17 protein-coding genes, 1 tRNA gene and 1 other annotated feature are annotated in these 20,363 nt (G+C 29.6%); of the genes, 2 read left to right on the top strand and 16 right to left on the bottom strand.

Annotated elements, in window-relative coordinates:
* Window positions 1-6 precede the first annotated feature (6 nt).
* The 10 genes from minC to C1715_RS08610 form a co-directional block, all read right to left on the bottom strand.
* Entirely contained in the window at window positions 7-639 is a 633-nt protein-coding gene (gene minC / locus C1715_RS08655) for a septum site-determining protein MinC (RefSeq protein WP_102400107.1), read from the bottom strand.
* Window positions 640-818: 179 nt separating this feature from the next.
* The gene (locus C1715_RS08650; RefSeq protein WP_102400106.1) at window positions 819-3,665 is read right to left on the bottom strand and encodes a penicillin-binding transpeptidase domain-containing protein; all 2,847 of its coding nucleotides are present in this window, start codon (window positions 3,663-3,665) and stop codon (window positions 819-821) included.
* A gap of 15 nt (window positions 3,666-3,680) precedes the next feature.
* Window positions 3,681-4,172: a rod shape-determining protein MreD gene (mreD, locus tag C1715_RS08645; RefSeq protein WP_102400105.1), complete on the bottom strand. Its 492-nt coding sequence runs from the start codon at window positions 4,170-4,172 to the stop codon at window positions 3,681-3,683.
* A gap of 16 nt (window positions 4,173-4,188) precedes the next feature.
* Complete coding sequence (gene mreC / locus C1715_RS08640) at window positions 4,189-5,055, bottom strand: rod shape-determining protein MreC (protein ID WP_102400104.1); 867 nt, start codon at window positions 5,053-5,055, stop codon at window positions 4,189-4,191.
* Between the two features lie 2 nt (window positions 5,056-5,057).
* Window positions 5,058-6,068 (bottom strand): rod shape-determining protein, encoded by a 1,011-nt coding sequence (locus C1715_RS08635; RefSeq protein ID WP_102400103.1) that lies wholly within the window; start codon window positions 6,066-6,068, stop codon window positions 5,058-5,060.
* A gap of 16 nt (window positions 6,069-6,084) precedes the next feature.
* Window positions 6,085-6,750, bottom strand: a complete 666-nt coding sequence (gene radC, locus C1715_RS08630) for a RadC family protein (protein ID WP_146005417.1) — start codon at window positions 6,748-6,750, stop codon at window positions 6,085-6,087.
* Window positions 6,751-6,782: 32 nt separating this feature from the next.
* On the bottom strand, window positions 6,783-7,361 hold the full coding sequence (locus C1715_RS08625) for a Maf-like protein (protein WP_102400101.1): 579 nt from the start codon (window positions 7,359-7,361) through the stop codon (window positions 6,783-6,785).
* Between the two features lie 168 nt (window positions 7,362-7,529).
* The gene (locus C1715_RS08620; protein WP_102400100.1) at window positions 7,530-8,204 is read right to left on the bottom strand and encodes an SPOR domain-containing protein; all 675 of its coding nucleotides are present in this window, start codon (window positions 8,202-8,204) and stop codon (window positions 7,530-7,532) included.
* Between the two features lie 123 nt (window positions 8,205-8,327).
* Window positions 8,328-8,912, bottom strand: coding sequence for a C40 family peptidase (locus C1715_RS08615; RefSeq protein ID WP_102400099.1), 585 nt, complete (start codon window positions 8,910-8,912; stop codon window positions 8,328-8,330).
* Window positions 8,913-9,089: 177 nt separating this feature from the next.
* Window positions 9,090-9,602, bottom strand: a complete 513-nt coding sequence (locus tag C1715_RS08610) for a GNAT family N-acetyltransferase (RefSeq protein WP_102400098.1) — start codon at window positions 9,600-9,602, stop codon at window positions 9,090-9,092.
* A 150-nt stretch (window positions 9,603-9,752) separates the two neighbouring features.
* Between C1715_RS08610 and C1715_RS08605 the strand changes: the two genes are divergently transcribed.
* Window positions 9,753-11,147 (top strand): M17 family metallopeptidase, encoded by a 1,395-nt coding sequence (locus C1715_RS08605; RefSeq protein ID WP_102400097.1) that lies wholly within the window; start codon window positions 9,753-9,755, stop codon window positions 11,145-11,147.
* A 1,017-nt stretch (window positions 11,148-12,164) separates the two neighbouring features.
* Here C1715_RS08605 and C1715_RS08600 read toward each other — a convergent pair.
* Together C1715_RS08600 and asnA are read right to left on the bottom strand one after the other, a co-directional pair.
* Window positions 12,165-12,833, bottom strand: a complete 669-nt coding sequence (locus C1715_RS08600; RefSeq protein WP_102400096.1) for a hypothetical protein — start codon at window positions 12,831-12,833, stop codon at window positions 12,165-12,167.
* A 131-nt stretch (window positions 12,834-12,964) separates the two neighbouring features.
* Window positions 12,965-13,987: an aspartate--ammonia ligase gene (asnA, locus tag C1715_RS08595; RefSeq protein ID WP_102400095.1), complete on the bottom strand. Its 1,023-nt coding sequence runs from the start codon at window positions 13,985-13,987 to the stop codon at window positions 12,965-12,967.
* Window positions 13,988-14,117: 130 nt separating this feature from the next.
* Window positions 14,118-14,384, bottom strand: a binding site (T-box leader).
* A gap of 574 nt (window positions 14,385-14,958) precedes the next feature.
* On the opposite strand from asnA, the gene C1715_RS08590 reads away from it, so the two are divergent.
* Window positions 14,959-15,915 carry a phosphatase PAP2 family protein gene (locus C1715_RS08590; protein ID WP_102400094.1) on the top strand — a complete coding sequence of 319 codons (957 nt, stop codon included), beginning with the start codon at window positions 14,959-14,961 and terminating at the stop codon, window positions 15,913-15,915.
* A 54-nt stretch (window positions 15,916-15,969) separates the two neighbouring features.
* On the opposite strand, the gene C1715_RS08585 is transcribed toward C1715_RS08590, so the two are convergent.
* The 4 genes from C1715_RS08585 to polA form a co-directional block, all read right to left on the bottom strand.
* Window positions 15,970-16,056 (bottom strand) — tRNA-Leu (locus C1715_RS08585).
* A gap of 356 nt (window positions 16,057-16,412) precedes the next feature.
* Window positions 16,413-17,027, bottom strand: a complete 615-nt coding sequence (locus tag C1715_RS08580) for a lytic transglycosylase domain-containing protein (RefSeq protein WP_102400093.1) — start codon at window positions 17,025-17,027, stop codon at window positions 16,413-16,415.
* Complete coding sequence (gene coaE, locus C1715_RS08575) at window positions 17,027-17,632, bottom strand: dephospho-CoA kinase (RefSeq protein ID WP_102400092.1); 606 nt, start codon at window positions 17,630-17,632, stop codon at window positions 17,027-17,029. Before coaE ends, C1715_RS08580 begins: the two co-directional genes overlap by 1 nt.
* Before the next feature lie 88 nt (window positions 17,633-17,720).
* Window positions 17,721-20,327, bottom strand: coding sequence for a DNA polymerase I (gene polA, locus C1715_RS08570; protein WP_102400091.1), 2,607 nt, complete (start codon window positions 20,325-20,327; stop codon window positions 17,721-17,723).
* Window positions 20,328-20,363 lie beyond the last annotated feature (36 nt).

Here is a 20,363-nt window from a genome sequence, read left to right as displayed (position 1 = left end):
CCTCCATTAAATAAATTTATTTGGCAAATAAGGTTCTACTACTATACTTTCTCCCTTTATCTTAGCTACCTCTGGATATTGAGGCTTAACCTCATCCTCTGGCGCTCTTGTTATCAAATTTGCTATTTGTATTATTTGGGGTTGAAGTTTAAAAGCAGCTATTACAGAATTTACATTTCCATTACTCCCTGCATGTACACATCCTTTTAAAACCCCAAGAACAATTATATTTCCTCCTGCAGACACTTCTGCTCCAGGATTAACATCTCCTATTATAACTAAATTTCCTGGGTAATTAATTATTTGACCACTTCTTATAGACCTCCTAATAAATTTGGTACGTCCTTCATATATACCTGAAAATACTTTATCACTCTTTTCATTTACATCTTCAAATATACAATCCTTTATTAAGAATTCATCAAATAATATGTCCTTAAGTTTTCTAAGCTCCCTTTCATTTATGTATTTTAGTTGTGTAGTTATTCTAAGTGTAGTACCCTTATAAAACTTTTTTCCTCTAGATAATTTTTTTATTAAGAATTCTATCATATCTTCAAAATCTTTAAATGCTTCCATATTGATAATTACATTCAATCCATCTTTATTTCCCTTAACCAATATACTATTGCGCACCATAATTAAATTAGACCTCCATAAGCCAACATATTTTATTATTTCAACATATTCAAATAAAATCCTTCTTTTTAATGATTTTTTTAATAATACTATAATATAAAATTTGTTGTCTAGGCAAAATAAAATAATATTTACCAAAAAATAAGTATCCCATAAATCATGGAATACTTATTTTAATACTAATTTCCTTCTTTTTTTACAGTTTCATCTTGTTTACTATCCTTATTTTTGCTATTAGAATTATCATTTTTGTTATCTTTTTCCAATGTATTTACATCATTTTTATCAATCTTTAAAGGATAATTATGTTTTGGAACATATGATGGATACTCTTTTTTCAATCTTTCAGAAAAATACTGTTCATATATGGCTCTAGCTACAGGTGCTACATAACCACCATGGCCTGAGTCAAATCCAACTACCGCAACAGCTATCTCTGGATTTTCTGCTGGTGCATATCCTACATATACCGCAAAGGCTGACCTACCAAATTCTTTTTCTTTAGCAGAAAAAGTCGCTGTTCCTGTTTTACCTGCAGTCTTAATAGGAAATCCATCAAATGCCTTTGTAGCCGTTCCGCCTTCACCAGTAACGGCCTTCATACCTTCTTTTACTGCTTGGTCTGTAGAAGGCTTTAGATTTATCTCGTCAACTACTTTTGGTTTCTTTTCTTCTATCACATTTCCTTCTTCATCATAAGCATTCTTAAACAAATGTAGCTCATATCTATGACCACCATTAGCTATGGTGGCTGCATAACTTGCTAGCTGCACAGGAGTAAAGTTATGATCACCTTGACCTATGGAAGCATTTATTATATTACCTGGAGTATAAATCTCAGTATTTGCATCCCATATACAATAATCTATAATGGCACTTGCAGCCTTTTCTATTTCTTCCTTTGTATATTTACTCTTAGTATTTTTATCATAAGTATCCACTAGTCTCTTTAAGTTATTATTCAATTCTTTTGTATATTTTACTGAATTTTGAGCCTTAGCTTTCAAATCGTAATCAGAGCCTACAGCATCTTTTATAGTCTTCATTATATCCTTTTTAATTTGAGTTACATTGGCATCCTCAGTTTCTTCCCTTACATTTATATCTATTGGAGTAAATTTTATTCTCCTATTAGCCTCATATCCAGCTTTTAGTCTATCTCTAGCATTATAATAGTGCATGATTGTTTTATTTTCTATAGAGTCTTTGTAATTATATACCTGCCCTTTTTTCTCAGGTATTTCAATTCCTGTATAATTTCCTAGTCCATATTTTTGGGCATATTTTTGCAATGTATTAAATGCTTTTTCTAATGATGTCCCCTTATACTTTTCATATAGTAAAGAACCTATATTATAAAAGAAATAGTTACAGGATTGTTTTAAAGCTCCTACTACCCCTATAACACCGTGTCCACTAAGTTTCCAACAATGCCATTTCCCATTATATTTTTCAAATGTACCTGTGTCATTGACAGTAGTGTTTACATCAATAACTCCATCTTCTAATCCAGCTATAGCAGTAAGGGGTTTAAAAGTAGATCCTGGAGGAGTTAATCCATAGGTAGCATAGTTATAAAAAGATTTAGGAACTATATCATACTTATCTTGCCTTATAGTTTTATTATCCTTAATAGTATTATCTAAAGGAAACAATTCATTTAACTTTTTCTCTATATTACTTTCTCCGGAAGCTAACCCCATTCTTTTTATATAGTCTTTACCAAATTCACTCAAATCTGGGTTAAAATATCTCTTCATAGTTTCATCATTTAATTTTCCTGGAATAGTAAATATATTTGGATCAAATCCTGGCCTACTAACTAATGCCAATATTTCCCCAGTTTTAATATCTACAGCTACTGCTGCTCCCCTAGTAGCATTGGCTGTATATATATCTGAATCTGTTGGATCTGGTCTTGGATTTTTCCTTAGTTCTTTCAAAGTGTCGTCCATTGCCTTTTCAGCAACATTCTGTATTTTAGCGTCTATAGTAAGTTTCACATTTTCCCCTTGATAAGGACTCTTTTTAAATAACTCCTCAACTATCCTGCCATATTTATTAACTTTTACAGTTCTCTGTCCTTTAGACCCTCTAAGTCTATTTTCAAAGACACTTTCTATTCCAGCAGTACCTATATAATCAACGCTAGGATCATAACCCTTTTCTTTATATCTATCCTCATCCATAGCACTTATTTTAGACATATATCCTATTACAGAAGAAGCTAATTCCTCATGAGGATAGTATCTTATAGGCTCATTTCCTACATCAATTCCTGGCAATTCATTTAATCTCTCATAAAATTTAAAAGCAGTTTCTCTCTTTATATTCTTAGCTATTGTTACAGGCTTGTATCCAGAAAAATTCTGCATTTTAACGGCATTCTTAACTATCATGTATCTAAGTCCTTCTTCTAAAGAGAGATTTTGCTTATCTATTCCATATTCTTTCGCTAAATATTCAAAGGTTTCTTTGGGACTGATTTTCATGACCCTATCATTTACATTTTTTATTTTATCCGCATCTTTTTCTTTATCTAATTCACTATACTTTTTCTTATATAAAGTTTTAGCTTCTCTTTCGTCAAGTCCTATATCCTTTTTAAATCTAAGTTCCAGCCACTCTCTATCTCTAGCTTTTACTGCATTAAATTCAAATCTAAAAGGATTTATCTTTAAAGGGAAATCATTTTCTTGAATCTCATTATTTTCATCTAATATTTTAAATACAGTCTTCATTGTATCAAAAAAAACTTTCTCAGTTTCTTTAGTTTCCATATAAGTTAAATTAAAACTTTGCTTACTAGTGGCTAAAATAATACCATTTCTATCAGTAATATCGCCTCTAGGTGCTGGAGTAGATATATCTCTTATATAATTACTATCAGCTCTTACTTTATATTCATCTGCTTTAACTATTTGCAAATACACTAACCTAGATGCAATTGCAGTTATGATCATAATATTGCAAACTATTAATGCAGTATATCTTGTAAATTTATTTTTTTTCTTCTTGTTTTGCATATAATCTCTCCTTTTCTAAAACTTCCAATCTTTTCTCATATATTCTTTAGTAGAAAGCTTATATACATAGGCATATAGAAATATACCTACTCCCATATTATAAATGCTTGTGAATATAATCTTCATAGGCTCCATATGAAACTTAAATATATAGGCAAAACAGTATATTAAAGCTCCCTTTAATATACTAGATATAAATATAGATAAAATAGGTATAAACTTCTTTTCTTTAAATATAATTTTGCCAACTTGTGCCACTAATAAACAAATAATCATATTTACAAAGCAATTTATTCCAAAAACACCTTGAAAATATATATCCTGAAGAGCTCCTGATAATATACCTACTTTTAAAGCAGAATGTTCATCCAATGCTATAGAATAGCATACTGCAAATACAAAAAGTAAACTAGGATAAAACCCTCTGATATTAATAAAAGGCATTAAAGTATTATCTAATATTAAAAATACTATGGATAAAGCAAACACTGTTATTATTCTTTTCATATTAAATCACACCTTATTATTTTATCTTTCTGGACTCTTTAGGAATCAAAATAAACAATTCTTCTAATTTATTAAAATCTACATAAGGTTTAATTACAGCATTTTTCATCATTTTACCCTTATCAGTTTCAATACTTACTATTTTGCCTATTCTTATTCCCTTTGGGTATACACCTGGCTGTACATCCTTTGAGGACACATCAACAAGTCCTGTCAACACTTCATCTCCTACTTTAACCTTAGAATCCATAGGTAAGTAATGTAATCTTGCAAAAAGCTTGTTGTTTTTATCCTTATACCCTTTTACTATTCCAGTGTTTTCTTTAGTGCCTACTACATATCCACCTACTGCAATATTTTCATTTTCAATAGTTTGTACCACAGCATAGTTATCTGCAACAGAAGTAACTTGACCTACTAACCCAAAGGAATTTACTACTGCCATTCTTCTCTCTATTCCATCCTTTTTACCTCTATTGATCATGAAGCCATTTAAATAATCACTTCCGCTTTTACCTATTATACTACATCCCAAATAACTATACTCTGAATTTTGATCTTTATAATCTAACATCTTTTTTAATCTTTCATTTTCATCTTTTAACATAAATTGTCTAGTAAGTTTATCTTTTAGCTCTCCATTTTCTTTTTCTAGTTTTTTATTTTCTTCTTTAACTTCGGAAAAATTTTTTAAAAATCCAATAGAATTTTTAACTTCATAGCAAACATCATATATAAATTTTTGTACAGAATTTAAAGTTACGCCTACGCCATTTTCTATTGCAGAAATCTTTTCTCTCTTTGCAGAGTAGCCTATTAGTCCTAAAAATGCAACTGACAGCACAATAATTGCGACTGTCAGTTTCTTCTTAAAGAGCTTCATGCTTATCCTCTTTTATTCATTTTGTCTATATTGGCAAGAGCCATCCCTGCTCCAATAGCAACACATTCTAATGGCGATTCTGCAATTTTTACTGGCATATGTGTTTCATGATTTATCAAATCATCAATTCCTCTTAATAGTGCTCCTCCACCAGTAAGCATAATACCTTTATCCATAATGTCTGCCGCTAATTCTGGTGGTGTCTTTTCAAGAGTAGTTTTAATAGAATCTATTATAGACGCAATTGGCTCTGATAAAGCTTCTCTTACTTCTTCTTCATTTATCTCAACTACTTTTGGAAGTCCTGTTATAAGATCTCTTCCTCTTATTTCCATAGTTCTTACTTCATCTGAAGTTTTAAAAGCAGAACCAACTTCTATTTTTATATTTTCAGCAGTTCTTTCACCTATCATTAAATTATACTGTTTCTTTATGTAATTAATTATGGAATGATCCAATTCATCCCCTGCTATTCTCAAGGATTTACTTGTAACTATTCCTCCTAAAGAAATAATTGCTACTTCTGTAGTTCCCCCACCTATATCTACCACCATACTTCCTGTTGGTTCGTTAACCGGAAGACCTGCACCAATTGCTGCTGCCATTGGCTCCTCCATTAGGTGAACTTCTCTAGCACCTGCACGATTTGTAGCTTCGTGTATGGCTCTTCTCTCCACCTCAGTAACTCCTGATGGGAAGCATACAACTATTCTTGGTGTAGAAAATGCACTTTTAGCACTAACCTTATTTATAAAGCTTCTAAGCATTTCTTCTGTAACATCAAAATCCGCAATAACACCATCTTTAAGTGGTCTTATTGCAACTATATTTCCTGGTGTTCTACCAATCATCTGTTTAGCCTCTTCACCTACTGCTAAAACCTTTTTATTTATATTGTTTATTGCAACCACTGAAGGTTCACTCAAAACAATTCCCTTTCCTTTAATATAAACTAAAGTATTTGCTGTTCCTAAATCTATTCCCATATCTTTTGAAATTCCAAAAAAACCCATAAGTTTTCTCCTTTCGTTACATAATTCCTTTTTCTTTTAAACTGATGTAAATCCCATTTCCTATTATTATATGGTCTAAGAAATCAATTCCCAGTATTTTGCTACACTCTTTTATACGTCTAGTAACATTTATGTCCTCTGCGCTAGGAGACGGATCTCCTGACGGATGATTGTGGCATAATATTATAGACGCACTATGTTTTCTTATAGCCTCCGTAAAAACTTCTCTTGGATGAACAATAGAAGAATTAAGACTTCCTATAGATATATCTTTAATACTTAAAATTACATTCTTAATGTTTAACATTATAACTTTTAAGTATTCTTTTTTTAGACATCTCATTTCTTCCATAAGCAAATTCGTTACATCACTTGGTGATGATATTTTATACTCATCGCCTGATTTGTAAGATTTAAATCTCCGAGAAATTTCTGCTAAAGCTAAAATTTGAGAAGCCTTGACCTTACCAATTCCCTTCATTGTCATGCATTCTTCGGCATCCATACTCAACAAGCCATTTAATCCACTACTGTTTTTTAATATTCTATTGCTTAATGCTATAATATTCTCTGATTTATAGCCTGTTCTTAGTATTATAGCCAATAATTCTGCATTTGATAATGCTTCTGGTCCATACCTTAATAATCTCTCCCTCGGCCTTTCATTTTCAGGTAAATCCATTATTTTTAAAGAAACGACCAAAACTATTCCTCCTATAATAAATTTACCCCAATATCCCTCATCATAGAATTCAATTTATTTAAAGGCAACCCTACTACATTGTAGTAGCATCCTTCTATTTTCTCCACGAAAACTCCTGCGAATCCCTGTATTCCATATGCGCCTGCTTTATCCATTGGTTCTTTAGTTTGTATATACTTTTGAATATCCTCATCTGATATATTACTAAATTTAACCTTTGTGCACACACACTCGCTTAAAATTTTATCAGTTTCAGTCTCTATAAGAGTAACTCCAGAATAAACCTCATGCCATTTTCCACTTAAGGATTTAAGCATAGAAAAAGCCTCTTGTTCATTCTTAGGTTTACCTAAAATATTTCCTTGGAGGGACACTACTGTATCACATCCAATTACTAAAGCTTTATTTTTTAAGTCCATACTTACAGCTTTCGCCTTGCCCTTAGATAATTCCTTTACATACCATTTAATATCACCTTGATATTTTACTGCATTTTCTTCAAAATCACTGACAATAACAGTAAAATTCTTGGTTATTTTCTGTAATATTTCTTTTCTTCTTGGGGATGATGATGCTAAAACTAAATTCAACTTATCACTTCCTAAACATTATCAATATTAATATTATTACCATTTTTTTCATTTAAAACACATTTAAACTATATCATTTTTCCCCATACAAATTTCATCTTATATAGTTTACCATTTAATATTATCATAAACAAGTATTCAATAAATTTATTTAAAAACTTTTAAAATTTATTTTATAGAATTAAGGCAATTATATATTAAATTGTATCCTGAAGGAACTTGTTCTCTAACTATTTTCTCTGGGAGCTTGTTCACATAGTCTTTAAGAGATTTTAGCACCTGTATATTTTTACTTTTACCATCTACAGCCTTTAAGGAATTACTCCATTTTTTTAATCTCTCGGTATTATATGCCTTTACATCTTTATCTGAGAACCGACTTAAAACGTCTAAATTAGCATTTATAAGTTCAATAATTTCTTTATTGCAAAGATCTTCATCTTTAATTTTATAATTTATTTTATTGTTTTGAATTTCCTTCTTATTTAAAGTATCAACTATCTTATTTATATCTTTCTCATTATATACTCCTAATATAACTTTATATTTATCATCTATTTTTACTATAAAAGAATTTCCATAAGGTTTCAACGTCTTTACCAAAGTATCTGCATATTCCTTACTTAAAAAAGCTCCGCATTGAATAGCATAAAAATTTTTTTCATCTTTATTAGTTTGTTCTTTAACACTAACTTGATTAGATGGATTTTTTTTGTTTTTATCAACTAATTTATTCTCCTTACCGTTTCCTATAACTATTAATATTAAAGAAACTGCCAATAATATTATTGCAATAAAACTCTTATTAGGCTTTTTCTTAATATTATATCTAGTGTATTTCATAAAATCCCCTCCTGTTATTAAACTATATTTATTATTACTTTATGTAAACTACAAATAGAACAATATAATCAAAGAAGATTTATCACACAAAAAAAAATCTCGAATACTCGAGATTTAAAATTTCTAATTTAAAATTCTTTTAGCTTTTGCATATCTTGAACTGTAGTAACTTCCTGACAAATCACTTATTATCACTCTGTGACCTCCTGAAGATGCATGAATAAATTTACCGTTACCTACATACATTCCAACGTGTGCTAAGTTACCTGTAGTATTAAAGAATATAAGATCTCCTGGCATTAATTCATTTCTTTTAACTAACTTTCCATATTCCGCCTGAGAACCTGTATAATGCGGAAGGTTTATACCTATCTTTCTGTATACATATAGTGTCAATCCTGAACAATCAAAAGCATGAGGTCCTTCTGCTCCCCAAACATATGGTTTTCCTAAAAAGTTCTTGGCATAATCTATTAAACCAGTTCCTCTGTTATAAACACTACTATATTCTCCGCCTCTCGAAGCTCTATTACTATCTACATTTTTTTTAGCATTTATAGATTTGTTTACTTTTATATTAGTAGAACGAATTTTTGAACTTACATTATTTTTTAGTATAGTATCTGCTTTTGCTACATCAAGTTTACACATTGAAAAAAGTACCCCTAACGCTAATGCTAAAATCACTTTTTTTCTACTAAAATTCATAAAAAAACCCCCTAAAATGTAACTTTTTTTTAACCTTTTCCCGTTTTAATCACTATATAATTATAATTTATGTGTATAAAATATGTCAAGTCCTCTAGTTAATCTAGCATTTTATCCCTTTTCAAGCTTTTCCTTTATTATTTGTTATATATATATGCTATCTTGTCCAATTTAATTCTAAATTTTATTTCCTTCCTTTAAAAGTATAAATGTTTTATCTTTACCTTTTACATTTACAATATCATTACACACTCTCACTAATAAAAATCCGTTTTCATTCCAAAAATTCAAATTATCTTTCTCATGGCTAGAAATTATTACATAAATTTTTTCTATACCATAACCATTAAATATTTTAATTATTTTTCTTAATATAATCTGCCGTATATTTTCATTCGTAAAATTTTCATTTATTCCAAAATATCTTATCCAGAATTCATTAGGATTTTTAAATTCTATTCTTCCTTTTAGCAGTCCTATAACTTCTGAATTTTTAGTTATTTTTAAAAAAACCTCTCCTTCACTTAAGTAATACTCTAAAAATCTATCACAAAAATCTTTAAAGTCTAAATTCTTTTCTCCATCATTGTATACATTATTTATTTTTATCCAATTATATACTTCTATTAAATCTTTCTTCTCTATACTATCAACATATATATCTTTAATTTTCAAATCTACTTGAAACATATCAGCACCCCCAAGTATTTAAAATTTCTACATTCATTTAATAAATTCCTTTTTTTAGCTTATATTTTATAATAAATATACTTACTTATTAAACAATTCATACAAATGTGATAATATTATATTTAGGTATACTTAATAGGGGGTGCTTTTATGGTATGTATAGAAAACAAATGTATTTATTCAAATTTATTAATCTTTAAATTTGAAAACTATAATCTTTCTTACCCAAAAGAAATAGAAGAATTTTTAAAATTTTCAGTAAACAATGGTGAGTTTAAGGAATTTGAAACTCTAACTACTCTTGGCAAATCCAACTATGATAGAATATATATAATTGGATTAGGCCTAACAGAAGAATTTAACTCATCTAGACTATTTAAAGCTTTAGGATCTGCAATTAAAAATATCAGAGAGTGTATAGAATCTATAGATATTTTAGACAATTTCAATGATGATTTTGGATTTACTATTGGTGAGAGCATAGCTCTATCCTTATATAAATTTAAAGGGTTTAAAGAAAACTATTATCCAATTAAATTAGAGAGCATAAATGTTATATCTTCTTGTAAAGAATCTATTCAAATGGGATTAATTTCTGGAGAAAGCATTAATTTCTCTAGAGAAATAACAAATCTCCCTTCTAACATTGTTACACCTAAATACTTAACTCAAAAATCTCAAGCTATAGCTTCTGAAAACTCCTTAGATATAACTATATATGATAAATATATGTTAAAAAAACTTGGCATGAATTCTATAATAAGCGTGGGAAGTGGCAGTTCTCACGAACCATATTTAATAATACTTCAATATCTAGGTGATTTAGATAATAAAGAAATCACTGCTTTAGTTGGAAAAGGAATAACTTTCGATAGTGGTGGAATCTCACTAAAACCTTCTAAAGGAATGCATGATATGGTAGGGGATATGGCTGGTGCTGCTTCTGTTTTAGGAGTTATGAAAGCCATTGGGAAATTAAAACCTAAGAAAAATGTTATAGCCCTAATCCCTGTTGCTGAAAATATGCCTTCATCAAAATCATACAAACCTGGAGATGTAATTAAAAGTTACAGTGGAAAAACTATACAGATAATATCCACTGATGCAGAAGGAAGGCTTATTTTATGCGATGCCCTAACCTATGCTAAAGAGCTAGGTGCTACTACAATTATAGATGTAGCAACTCTAACAGGCTCCTGTGCTAATTTCTTAGGTGAAATTAATATTGGCTTGTTCTCTAATTCAAATAAACTATCAGAAAAACTAATAGAATCTGGAAAAGAAACTGGAGAATATATATGGAGATTACCAAATAACAATGAATACCTAGAACAATTAAAAACTTCTAGTGCAGATATTAAAAACTCAGGAAACAACTGTGGAGCAATAGTCGCTGGTATGTTTTTACACAGCTTTGCAGAAGATGTAAACTTTGCACATTTAGACATAGCTGGCTGTGCTTCCTCTAGAGAACATTCAGATGTATACGAAAAAGGCGCCAACGGAAAACCTGCAAGAACACTTATAAACTACCTACTTAAATAATATATTGTGAAGCAAGTGCCATAAGAAAAATCTGTCTTTAAGTCCACAATAAATATATTTTTTAAGACTGCTTACAATACGCCAAGAAATTCTAATGTTTTCAAATTTCAATACCCTAAAGCTTTCAAACTCGCTTCTAACGGCGCTCAAACATGAAAGCTTCTTAACAGGCATTGAAATTTGAAAACAAAGAATTTCTAAGGCTAGCTCAATAGTCTAAAAAAATATATTTATTGTTACCTTAAAGACAGATTCTCGGTTCATACGTACATTCTTCATGGGGGAAAAACAGCCTACTAAAGGATGATTTTCCTCCGCTATGCTACAGAAAATCTTTAATTAAATAAAAAATATATAAATACAATAATTTGATAATAAAAACTATAATTACACTATTAATCTAATAATTATAGCTTTTTCTTTTAAGCCTCTAAAATCTTTTATTGGCGGCAGCCAGTGTAAATATTAAAGCTAAGATTTATACAAACCAATGCCTTATTGCAAAATATATTAAATTTTATTCAATATTTTATTTTAATAATTGGTTATTCATTAGTATATAATCAAAGTTAATAATTCTATCTCACAATTAATCAAAATAATATTAGTTACTAATATTGTAGATTGAACGAAAGGCTACGCCTAAAAAAATTATAGGAGCCTTTTTATTTATTTTATAAATTAAAGATTTTCCGTAACGTAGTGGAGGAAAATTATCCTTTAGTAGGCTTCTCCTCTCAAACCACATACATATTAAACTAAAAATCTGATTTTAATGTAGTAATAAATGTGGAATTGTGGACTATTGAACTAGCCTTAGAACTTCTTATGTCTCACAGTTAAAGAACCGTTAAGAAGCTTTCATGTTTGAACGAGGAACGAGTGAGTTTGAAAGCTTTAGGGGCTTTAACTGTAAGACATTTAGAAGTTCTTGGCGTATTGTGAACAGTCCCAAATTACACATTTATTACGGAATTAAAATCAGATTTTTCTTCAATGTATTATTTCACAATTTTCTTACTTTTCGTAGTATGTTAATGTAAGTCTTATGATCCTTCTACAAATTCTTCTAGCTTCGTCATATGGAACACCATAGCTTCTTAACATTCTAAATACACCAGGATTATAACGTTGTATTTTTCTTAAAATCTCATCCACATCTCTTGGATTATATCTAAGTTCTTCTTCATTTGCTCTAACATTATTTATGATATCCTCAGTATCTTCCTCTGTTCTTTTTTCCGTTACTGATGACATTTCATAGTCCTCTGTATTCATCATTTCAGGCATCATATTAGGCATAATCGCGCCTTCCATCATCTCTGGCATCATTGGACTCATCATCATTCCAAGTGACATTTGCGGCATCATAGGATCCATATATTTTGGATGCATATTCATACAGTTCATGTAATACATACAATGCATCATGCATGGCATCATTGGCATTGCCATAGGATTTGTATTCATATTTCCCATATTCATTGGATCAATCATGTCCGATGGATTCATTGGAACCGTTCGGTTTATGTTAGGAATATTATACATTCCATCGTAGTCAATATTATTTTCCATAGGATAATTATTCATCTCTGGTTTCATATGAAAATTCATTCTTTCAGGTGAAATAGGCACCATTTCATATTCATCCTCAATATCCATTTCATTTATAATATCCTTATCCAATATATTTACCTCCACAAAATAATACTACACTAACAACATATGCACGTTATCTTTCTTTGATACATAATTTATAAATTTATTTGAATGCGCCTTAGTGACTGGATATTATAAATTGATACAAAATATTGTTTCTATAATAATTCTATCCCTGTCTCCCTGCAATCTTTTATTATATCTTCTTTCCATAAGGATGCCTGAACTTCTCCTATGTGGGCTTTTCTAAGGAAAAACATGCATATTCTAGATTGCCCAATACCACCACCTATAGTATAAGGAAGCTTTCCTTCCAATAACATTTTATGATATTCTAATTCTTTTCTATGTTGACAATTTTCTTTTTCTAATTGATAAATTAACGCTTCTTCATCTACTCTTATACCCATTGATGACAGTTCCAATGCACAGTTTAAAACTGGGTACCAGAATATTATATCTCCATTTAAACTCCAATCATCATAATCCGGTGAACGTCCATCATGCTTTTTACCTGATTTTAATGTATCCCCTATTTTCATTATAAATACAGCTTTTTTATCTTTAGCTATAGCATTTTCTCTTTCTTTTGAAGTAAGTTCTGGATACATATCCTCTAGTTCTTGAGTAGTTATAAAACTTATTTCATCTGGCAATATTTTTTCTATATGAGGATATTCCTTATAAACAATCTCCTCTGTATTTTTAAATACACTGTATATATCCTTAACTATTTTCTTAAGCTGTTTTTCATTTCTATTTTCCTTACTTATTACCTTTTCCCAATCCCATTGATCTACATATATGGAATGTAAATTGTCTAATTCCTCATCCCTCCTTATAGCATTCATGTCTGTATAAAGACCTTCACCTACGGTAAAATCATATCTGTACAATGCAGTTCTTTTCCACTTAGCTAAAGATTGAACTATTTCTATACTTTCATCTTTCCCTAAATCTAAGGCATCAAAAGCTACTGGTCTTTCATACCCATTTAAATTATCATTAAGTCCAGTATTCTTCTTTACAAATAAAGGCGCTGACACCCTAATTAAATTTAATTTTTCTGAAAGTCTCTTTTCAAAATAATCTTTTACTTTTTTTATAGCTTTTTCTGTTTCCTTTAAACTTAAACTTGACTTATAACCTTCCATTACTTGAAACTTTTTGCATTTGTTCATAACAAACTCCTCCTAATCTTAACTTTTGTATATTTATTACCATTTTGTCTTCTTGAAAGTCAGTATTTCTAATAGTTACGTTAAAATATAAAAAAACTAATTTCTTGCAAATAAAAAAGCCCCTCATCCCCAAAGGGACGAAAAGCTATATTTTCGCGGTACCACCCTAATTAACTTGCAAGCAAGTTCACTCTAAATTACAGTACGGAATAAAAATTCGATACTGCCCATTATATAACGGTTTGGTTCCGTCTGAGCCTAATTTTGCATTTTTTAAATGCAATTTCAGTCAGAAACTCCAAGATGTTCTTCCATACAAGTTTCATACTAACCTTCCACCATCATTAGCTCGCTTTAACTCAAACTTTATATTTACTCTTCTCTTCATAGTTTTTATTTCTTAAATTTTTATTAGATTATAACATGTAGTTATATACATGTAAATATATTTTTGAAATTTATTTTTATTTTTCTTGCATTTTTTATATTAATTCAACATTCTCATATAATTTTTAACCTCTACATTATATGAATAAAATAAATATAAATGATTACTCCACAAAAAGTATTACATTACTAGAATTATGAAATTTCTCTGGAATGACTTTCATAAGAAGCGAAGGAACTGTTTAAATTTAATTTTAGAAATTCTTCTTTTAGACAGATAAAATTATCGTAAGCCTGGAAGGACGCCAGGCTAGCGAACCTGAGGCAGGACGCTGAATGTGAGCGTTAGATAATTTTATATGGCTAAAAAATTAAAATTTCTTAAATTAAATTTATTGTTTCTAGCTCTCTATGAAAGGCATAGAGGAGAAATTTCATAATTCCATGGCATTGTACCTTTTTGTGGGTTAATCATATAAATATATTTTTTAATTTTAAATTGTAATTTTCTTTATACACAAACTAATTAACTTTGTGTTATAATTTAACTTAAAGTTCACATTTATTTTGCAGGAGGTTTAGGCATGTTTTATAATATTCGGAACATATTTAGTAATTTAGGGAGTTACTTTGATAATATTTGGAACAAATATGGTTATTTAATTTTTGGAGGTTTTTTTACTGTAAGTGCTTGCGTAGCCTTATTTAATGGACAATCCACCACTAGCATTATATATACATTAATGCTTGCTCTTGCTGGATTCACAGCAAAAAAAGATCTAAAAAAAGATGTCCAAGCTAAAACTTTTTTAATATGGTGCGTACCTATAATAGCATTTCTATTCTTCATACAGCAATATGGTTACACCATATGGGGTAAAATTTTGCAATGGCAAATGACCAAAGGTTTAGGTTGGAACTGGAATGAAACCTTTAAAAATATTCCTTTTAATGATGCTAGTTTCACTAGAATATATCAAACTAATTGGCTAAATGCTTTTTTCACATTTGTTTATAATAATGGATTTGTAGTTCCTGTGCTTGTCCCTATATATAGAGCTGCTTTGTGTAAGGATAAGAGAAAAATGATAAGATACATTCTTTCAGCTCATGTACTACAGATATTTTTAATAAGTCCTTTTTATGCCGCTATACATCTTCAAGAAGTTTGGTATGTGCTTGGCAATCCTGACAGACTTCAAAGAAATTTTACCCCACAGCAAGCAGCTGGATGGACTCTAAACTGTTTTCCATCTATGCACACTTCCATAGCTTTTGCTATGTTCTTAGTGGTTTTACATGAAAAAGATAAAATATTCAAATATGCTTGGTCATTTTTCTGTTTAAGCGTAGTTTATTCTACTATGTACATGGAAATACATTGGGTAATAGACGTAATAGCTGGAATTGTGCTAGCCTTAGTAACTGTTAAGTTAGTAGATCTTCTATTAAAACTCTTTGATAACAAAGTTTTTAATAAAACTCATAAAGCAAAAGTTAAGTACTTATATTGTAATCCTGAAGAAAAAATAAAATTTTAACATAGAAAAATCCTAGACTTCTTTAAATTAAGTCTAGGATTTTTCTATAGTATTTGGTGCAGATGATGGGACTTGAACCCATACGTCCATACGGACACTACCCCCTCAAGATAGCGCGTCTGCCGATTCCGCCACACCTGCATAATATTAAATTTACATAATTATTATATCAGCCACTAAAAAAAAGGTCAAGAAAATTAGTCAATCCAGCTGTATAATTTATTTTGTATAACCTTCATAAATTATTTACCTACTCAACACTATATTTATAAAATTAATAGCCACTTTAGGCACATTCAAATAAATAACAAGTTAGTATGCTAGTCTATTTTGCGTCATACTGCGTCAGCAGAATCCACCGATAGTTCTCTAGCAGCGGAACCTGCTTCCTTGTCTGCACAAAATATACCAGCATCTTTGACTTGTTATTTATTTTCATGTACCTTAAAAATTTAAAAAGAATATTTTCAAAGCGGCCACTGCAAAATAATCATTTACTAAAAATCAGAACTTATGTGAAAATTTTTAAACATATCTCTAATTAACTGAGTTTTATTTTTCTTTTGATTGTTATACAAAGTTTTGTATATATTGTGGCTAACATTTACCTTTTTCACATATTTATCTGTTTCTTTAAAAGGTATATAATGAAGATTTTTTCCATCTTTAGAGTGTTCAGGATCCTTAAGCCACTTTGAAACCCTACCCCTACCTGCATTATAAGCAGCTAATACTAAATCCATATCCTTAAATTCATTTTGAAGATTTTTTACATACCAACATCCCATTTTAATATTAGTTTCCGGATCATACAGCATATGCTCATTAAAATTTTGTATTTTCATCTTTTCAGATATCCATTTTGCAGTTTCTGGCGTTAACTGCATAAGTCCATATGCATCTTTATTAGATTTAGCTCTCTCATCAAAATTACTTTCAGTCTTTATTATAGCAGCTATTAACATAGGATCTAACCCGTTTTCAGCTGAATATTTTTCTATATATTGTCTATGCTTATATGGATAGATGTTTTTAGCTATATTTTCTACATTTAAAATTGCTAAAATTACTGCAAATACTATAATAATTAAAACTAATTTTCTTTTTTTCATCAATGGCCCTCATCCTTTTTAATTATTGCTATTATATTATTTATTTGTTTTATTGTATCAATTAAATCCTTGCTATTATCTATTATAAAGTCTACATATTTCTTCTTTTCTTCTAAATCCATTTGTGAATTTATTCTATCTAAAACCTGATTCTCCGTAAAATTATCTCTACTCATAACCCTCTGAATTTGATTTTTTCTATCCACCCATACTAATATATTCTTATTCATATACTTATATATCTCTTGTTCAATTAATGTTGGTGCATCTAATATACATAGATATTCTCCTGATTTTTCATAATCATCAAATCTTAAATCTATTTCTTTCTTTATATATGGCATTATTATACGCTCTAGCTCTTTTCTTTTTTCACTCTGCTTAAAAATATAATTTCCTAGCTCTCTTCTTTTCAAATTACCTTTTTTATCAAAAAAGACTTCTCCAAAAGTTTCTTTAATTTTTTCTTTTATTTCTGGGTATATATTGATAACTTCTCTAGAGATTAAATCCGCATCAATAATTTTAATGCCTTTTTCCCTTAAGATATTTGAAACGGTACTTTTCCCACTACCTACGCCTCCAGTTAATCCTATTTTAAGCATAAAATCACCCCATTATTTAAATTAAAAATGGAGAATTGAAAATTGGAAGTTGAATTTTCAATTCTTCATGTGTAATTATAAATTATATTTATTTGGCTTGATACCAATTTTCTCCTATATTAATATCTACTTCTAAAGGAACTGAAAGCTTTACAACATTTTCCATTTCTTCTTTTACCATAGTCTTCACCTGTTCTAATTCATCCTTACATACATTTAAAATAAGTTCATCATGTACTTGAAGTATCAATCTACTTTTTAAAGATTTTCCCTTTAATTTTTTATACACATTTACCATGGCTATTTTAATTATATCTGCTGCACTTCCTTGAATAGGCGTGTTCATTGCAAGTCTTTCCCCAAAAGCCTTAACTATTTTATTGGAAGAATTAATTTCTGGTATAAATCTTCTTCTATTTAATATAGTTTCTACATAAGAATTTTCTTTCCCCTTTTGTACAATATTATCTAGATATTCCTTCACTTTAGGATATCTTTCAAAATAAGTATCTATATATTCCTTAGCTTCTTTTTTTGATACTTTTATATCCTTCGAAAGGCTAAAGTCACTTATACCATATACTATTCCAAAATTTACAGCCTTAGCCCTACTTCTCATAAGTGATGTAACCTTATCTAGCGGCACTCCAAACACCTCTGATGCAGTTTTAGTGTGTATATCACTATGATGCTTAAATGCATTTATCATATTTTCATCTCCAGCTATATGCGCAAGAACTCTAAGTTCTATTTGTGAATAGTCTGCAGATAAAATTACACTATCTTCATTTTCAGGTACAAAAACCTTTCTGATTTCTCTTCCCATTTCATATTTTATAGGTATATTCTGAAGATTAGGTTCTGTACTGGAAAGTCTTCCTGTAGTAGTAACGGTTTGATTGAAACTAGAGTGTATTTTTTCATCCTCATCTATTACATTTTTAAGACCTTCTACATAGGTAGAGTAGAGCTTAGTTATTTGTCTGTAATTCATTATTTTTCCTATAATAGGGTGTTTATCCTCTAATTTTTCTAAAACCTCTGCATTAGTAGAATAACCTGTTTTAGTCTTTTTTACCACCGGTAAATCTAACTTTTCAAACAATATTTTTCCTAATTGTTTAGGAGAGTTTATATTAAATTCCTCCTCAGATAATTCATAAATATTCTTTTTAAGTTCATTAATCTCTAAACTAAATTTTTCACCTAATTGATTTAACATTTCTCTATTTACTCTAAATCCAAGGGTCTCCATGGAAGATAATACTTCTATCAGTGGCTGTTCAACTTTATATAAAAGCTCATGCATATTTAATTCTTCTATTTTTTCATAAAACACCTTATTTAACTCTTCTAAAAGAATCACTTTTTTAATATTATCCTCAATTTCTTCTCCATTAAGGCTTTTGAATAAATATTGTTCTAGCATATCTTCTAATTTATATTCTCCTTTAGAAGAATCAATTAGGTAAGCTTGTATTTCTGTATCCGCTGCTAATCCTTTAAGTTCTATACCAAATTTTCCAAGAGCCATGTAAGCATTTTTCACTCCGTGAGAAACCTTTTTTACATCAGGATTTTCCATTATATCCTTTAAAAATTCTATAGTTTTTTCTCCGTTTTCCTCCATAAGTTCATTAACTGGTATAAAGAAATTTTCATTATTACAATGAATATATATATCTTTCAAGTTACATTTAGAATATACATTTTCATTTTCTATTTTAAATAGCACAAATATAGTTTCCTTAAAAAACTTAGAATTTTCGTCTAGTTTTTCTACATTATCTATCTCTGTATAAGTACACGGAATTTCTTCCTCTTCACCCTTTGGCAATCTATCTAAAAAACTCTTAAACTGAAGTTTTATAAATAACTTTCTAAGTCCTTCTATATCAAAATTTTCTTTAGATCTTATGGAATCTAAATCTATTTCTATAGGCACTTCGGTGATTATAGTTGCTAGTTTTTTACTGAAAATTGCCTGTTCACTGAAGTTAGTTAGATTTTCTTTAAGTTTCTTTCCACTGATATTTTCTATATTCATAAGAACATTTTCTATACTTCCATATTCTTTTATGAGTTTGTATGCTGTTTTTTCTCCTACCCCTGGCACACCTGGTATGTTGTCAGAAGTATCTCCCATAAGTCCTTTTACATCTATAAACTGCTTTGGAGTAACTCCCAGCTCTTCTACCATTCTATTTCCATCATACACCTCTGTTTGAGTCATACCCTTTTTATTTATAACTACCTTAACATTATCTGTAGCTAACTGAAGTGCGTCCCTGTCTCCTGTAACTATATAAACTTCTATTTCCTTTTTTTCTGCAAATACCGAAAGAGTTCCTATTAAATCATCTGCCTCAAAACCTTCTATTTCAAAAATATCTATAGCTAATTTATTTAATATTTCCTTAATTATAGGCATTTGTTCAGAAAGTTCAGGAGGCATCTTTTTCCTCCCTGCTTTGTATTCACTATATTCCTTATGTCTAAAGGTAGGAGCCTTTTTATCAAAGGCGCAAACTATATAATTAGGTTTTATTTCCTCTTTCATCTTAAAAAGCATACTTAAAAAACCATAAATAGCATTAGTGTGTATTCCTTCTGCATTTGTAAGTTCTGGCAAGGCATAAAAAGATCTGAACATTAAACTATTGCCATCTAAAATCAGTAATTTCTCTTTATCCATATTGATACTCCTCTCTATGGTACATATAATTTTATT

It is taken from the genome of Haloimpatiens massiliensis, from assembly GCF_900184255.1.
In the GTDB taxonomy this organism is placed as follows: Bacteria; Bacillota; Clostridia; order Clostridiales; family Clostridiaceae; genus Haloimpatiens; species Haloimpatiens massiliensis.
This window is presented reverse-complemented; position numbering and strand designations above follow the sequence as displayed.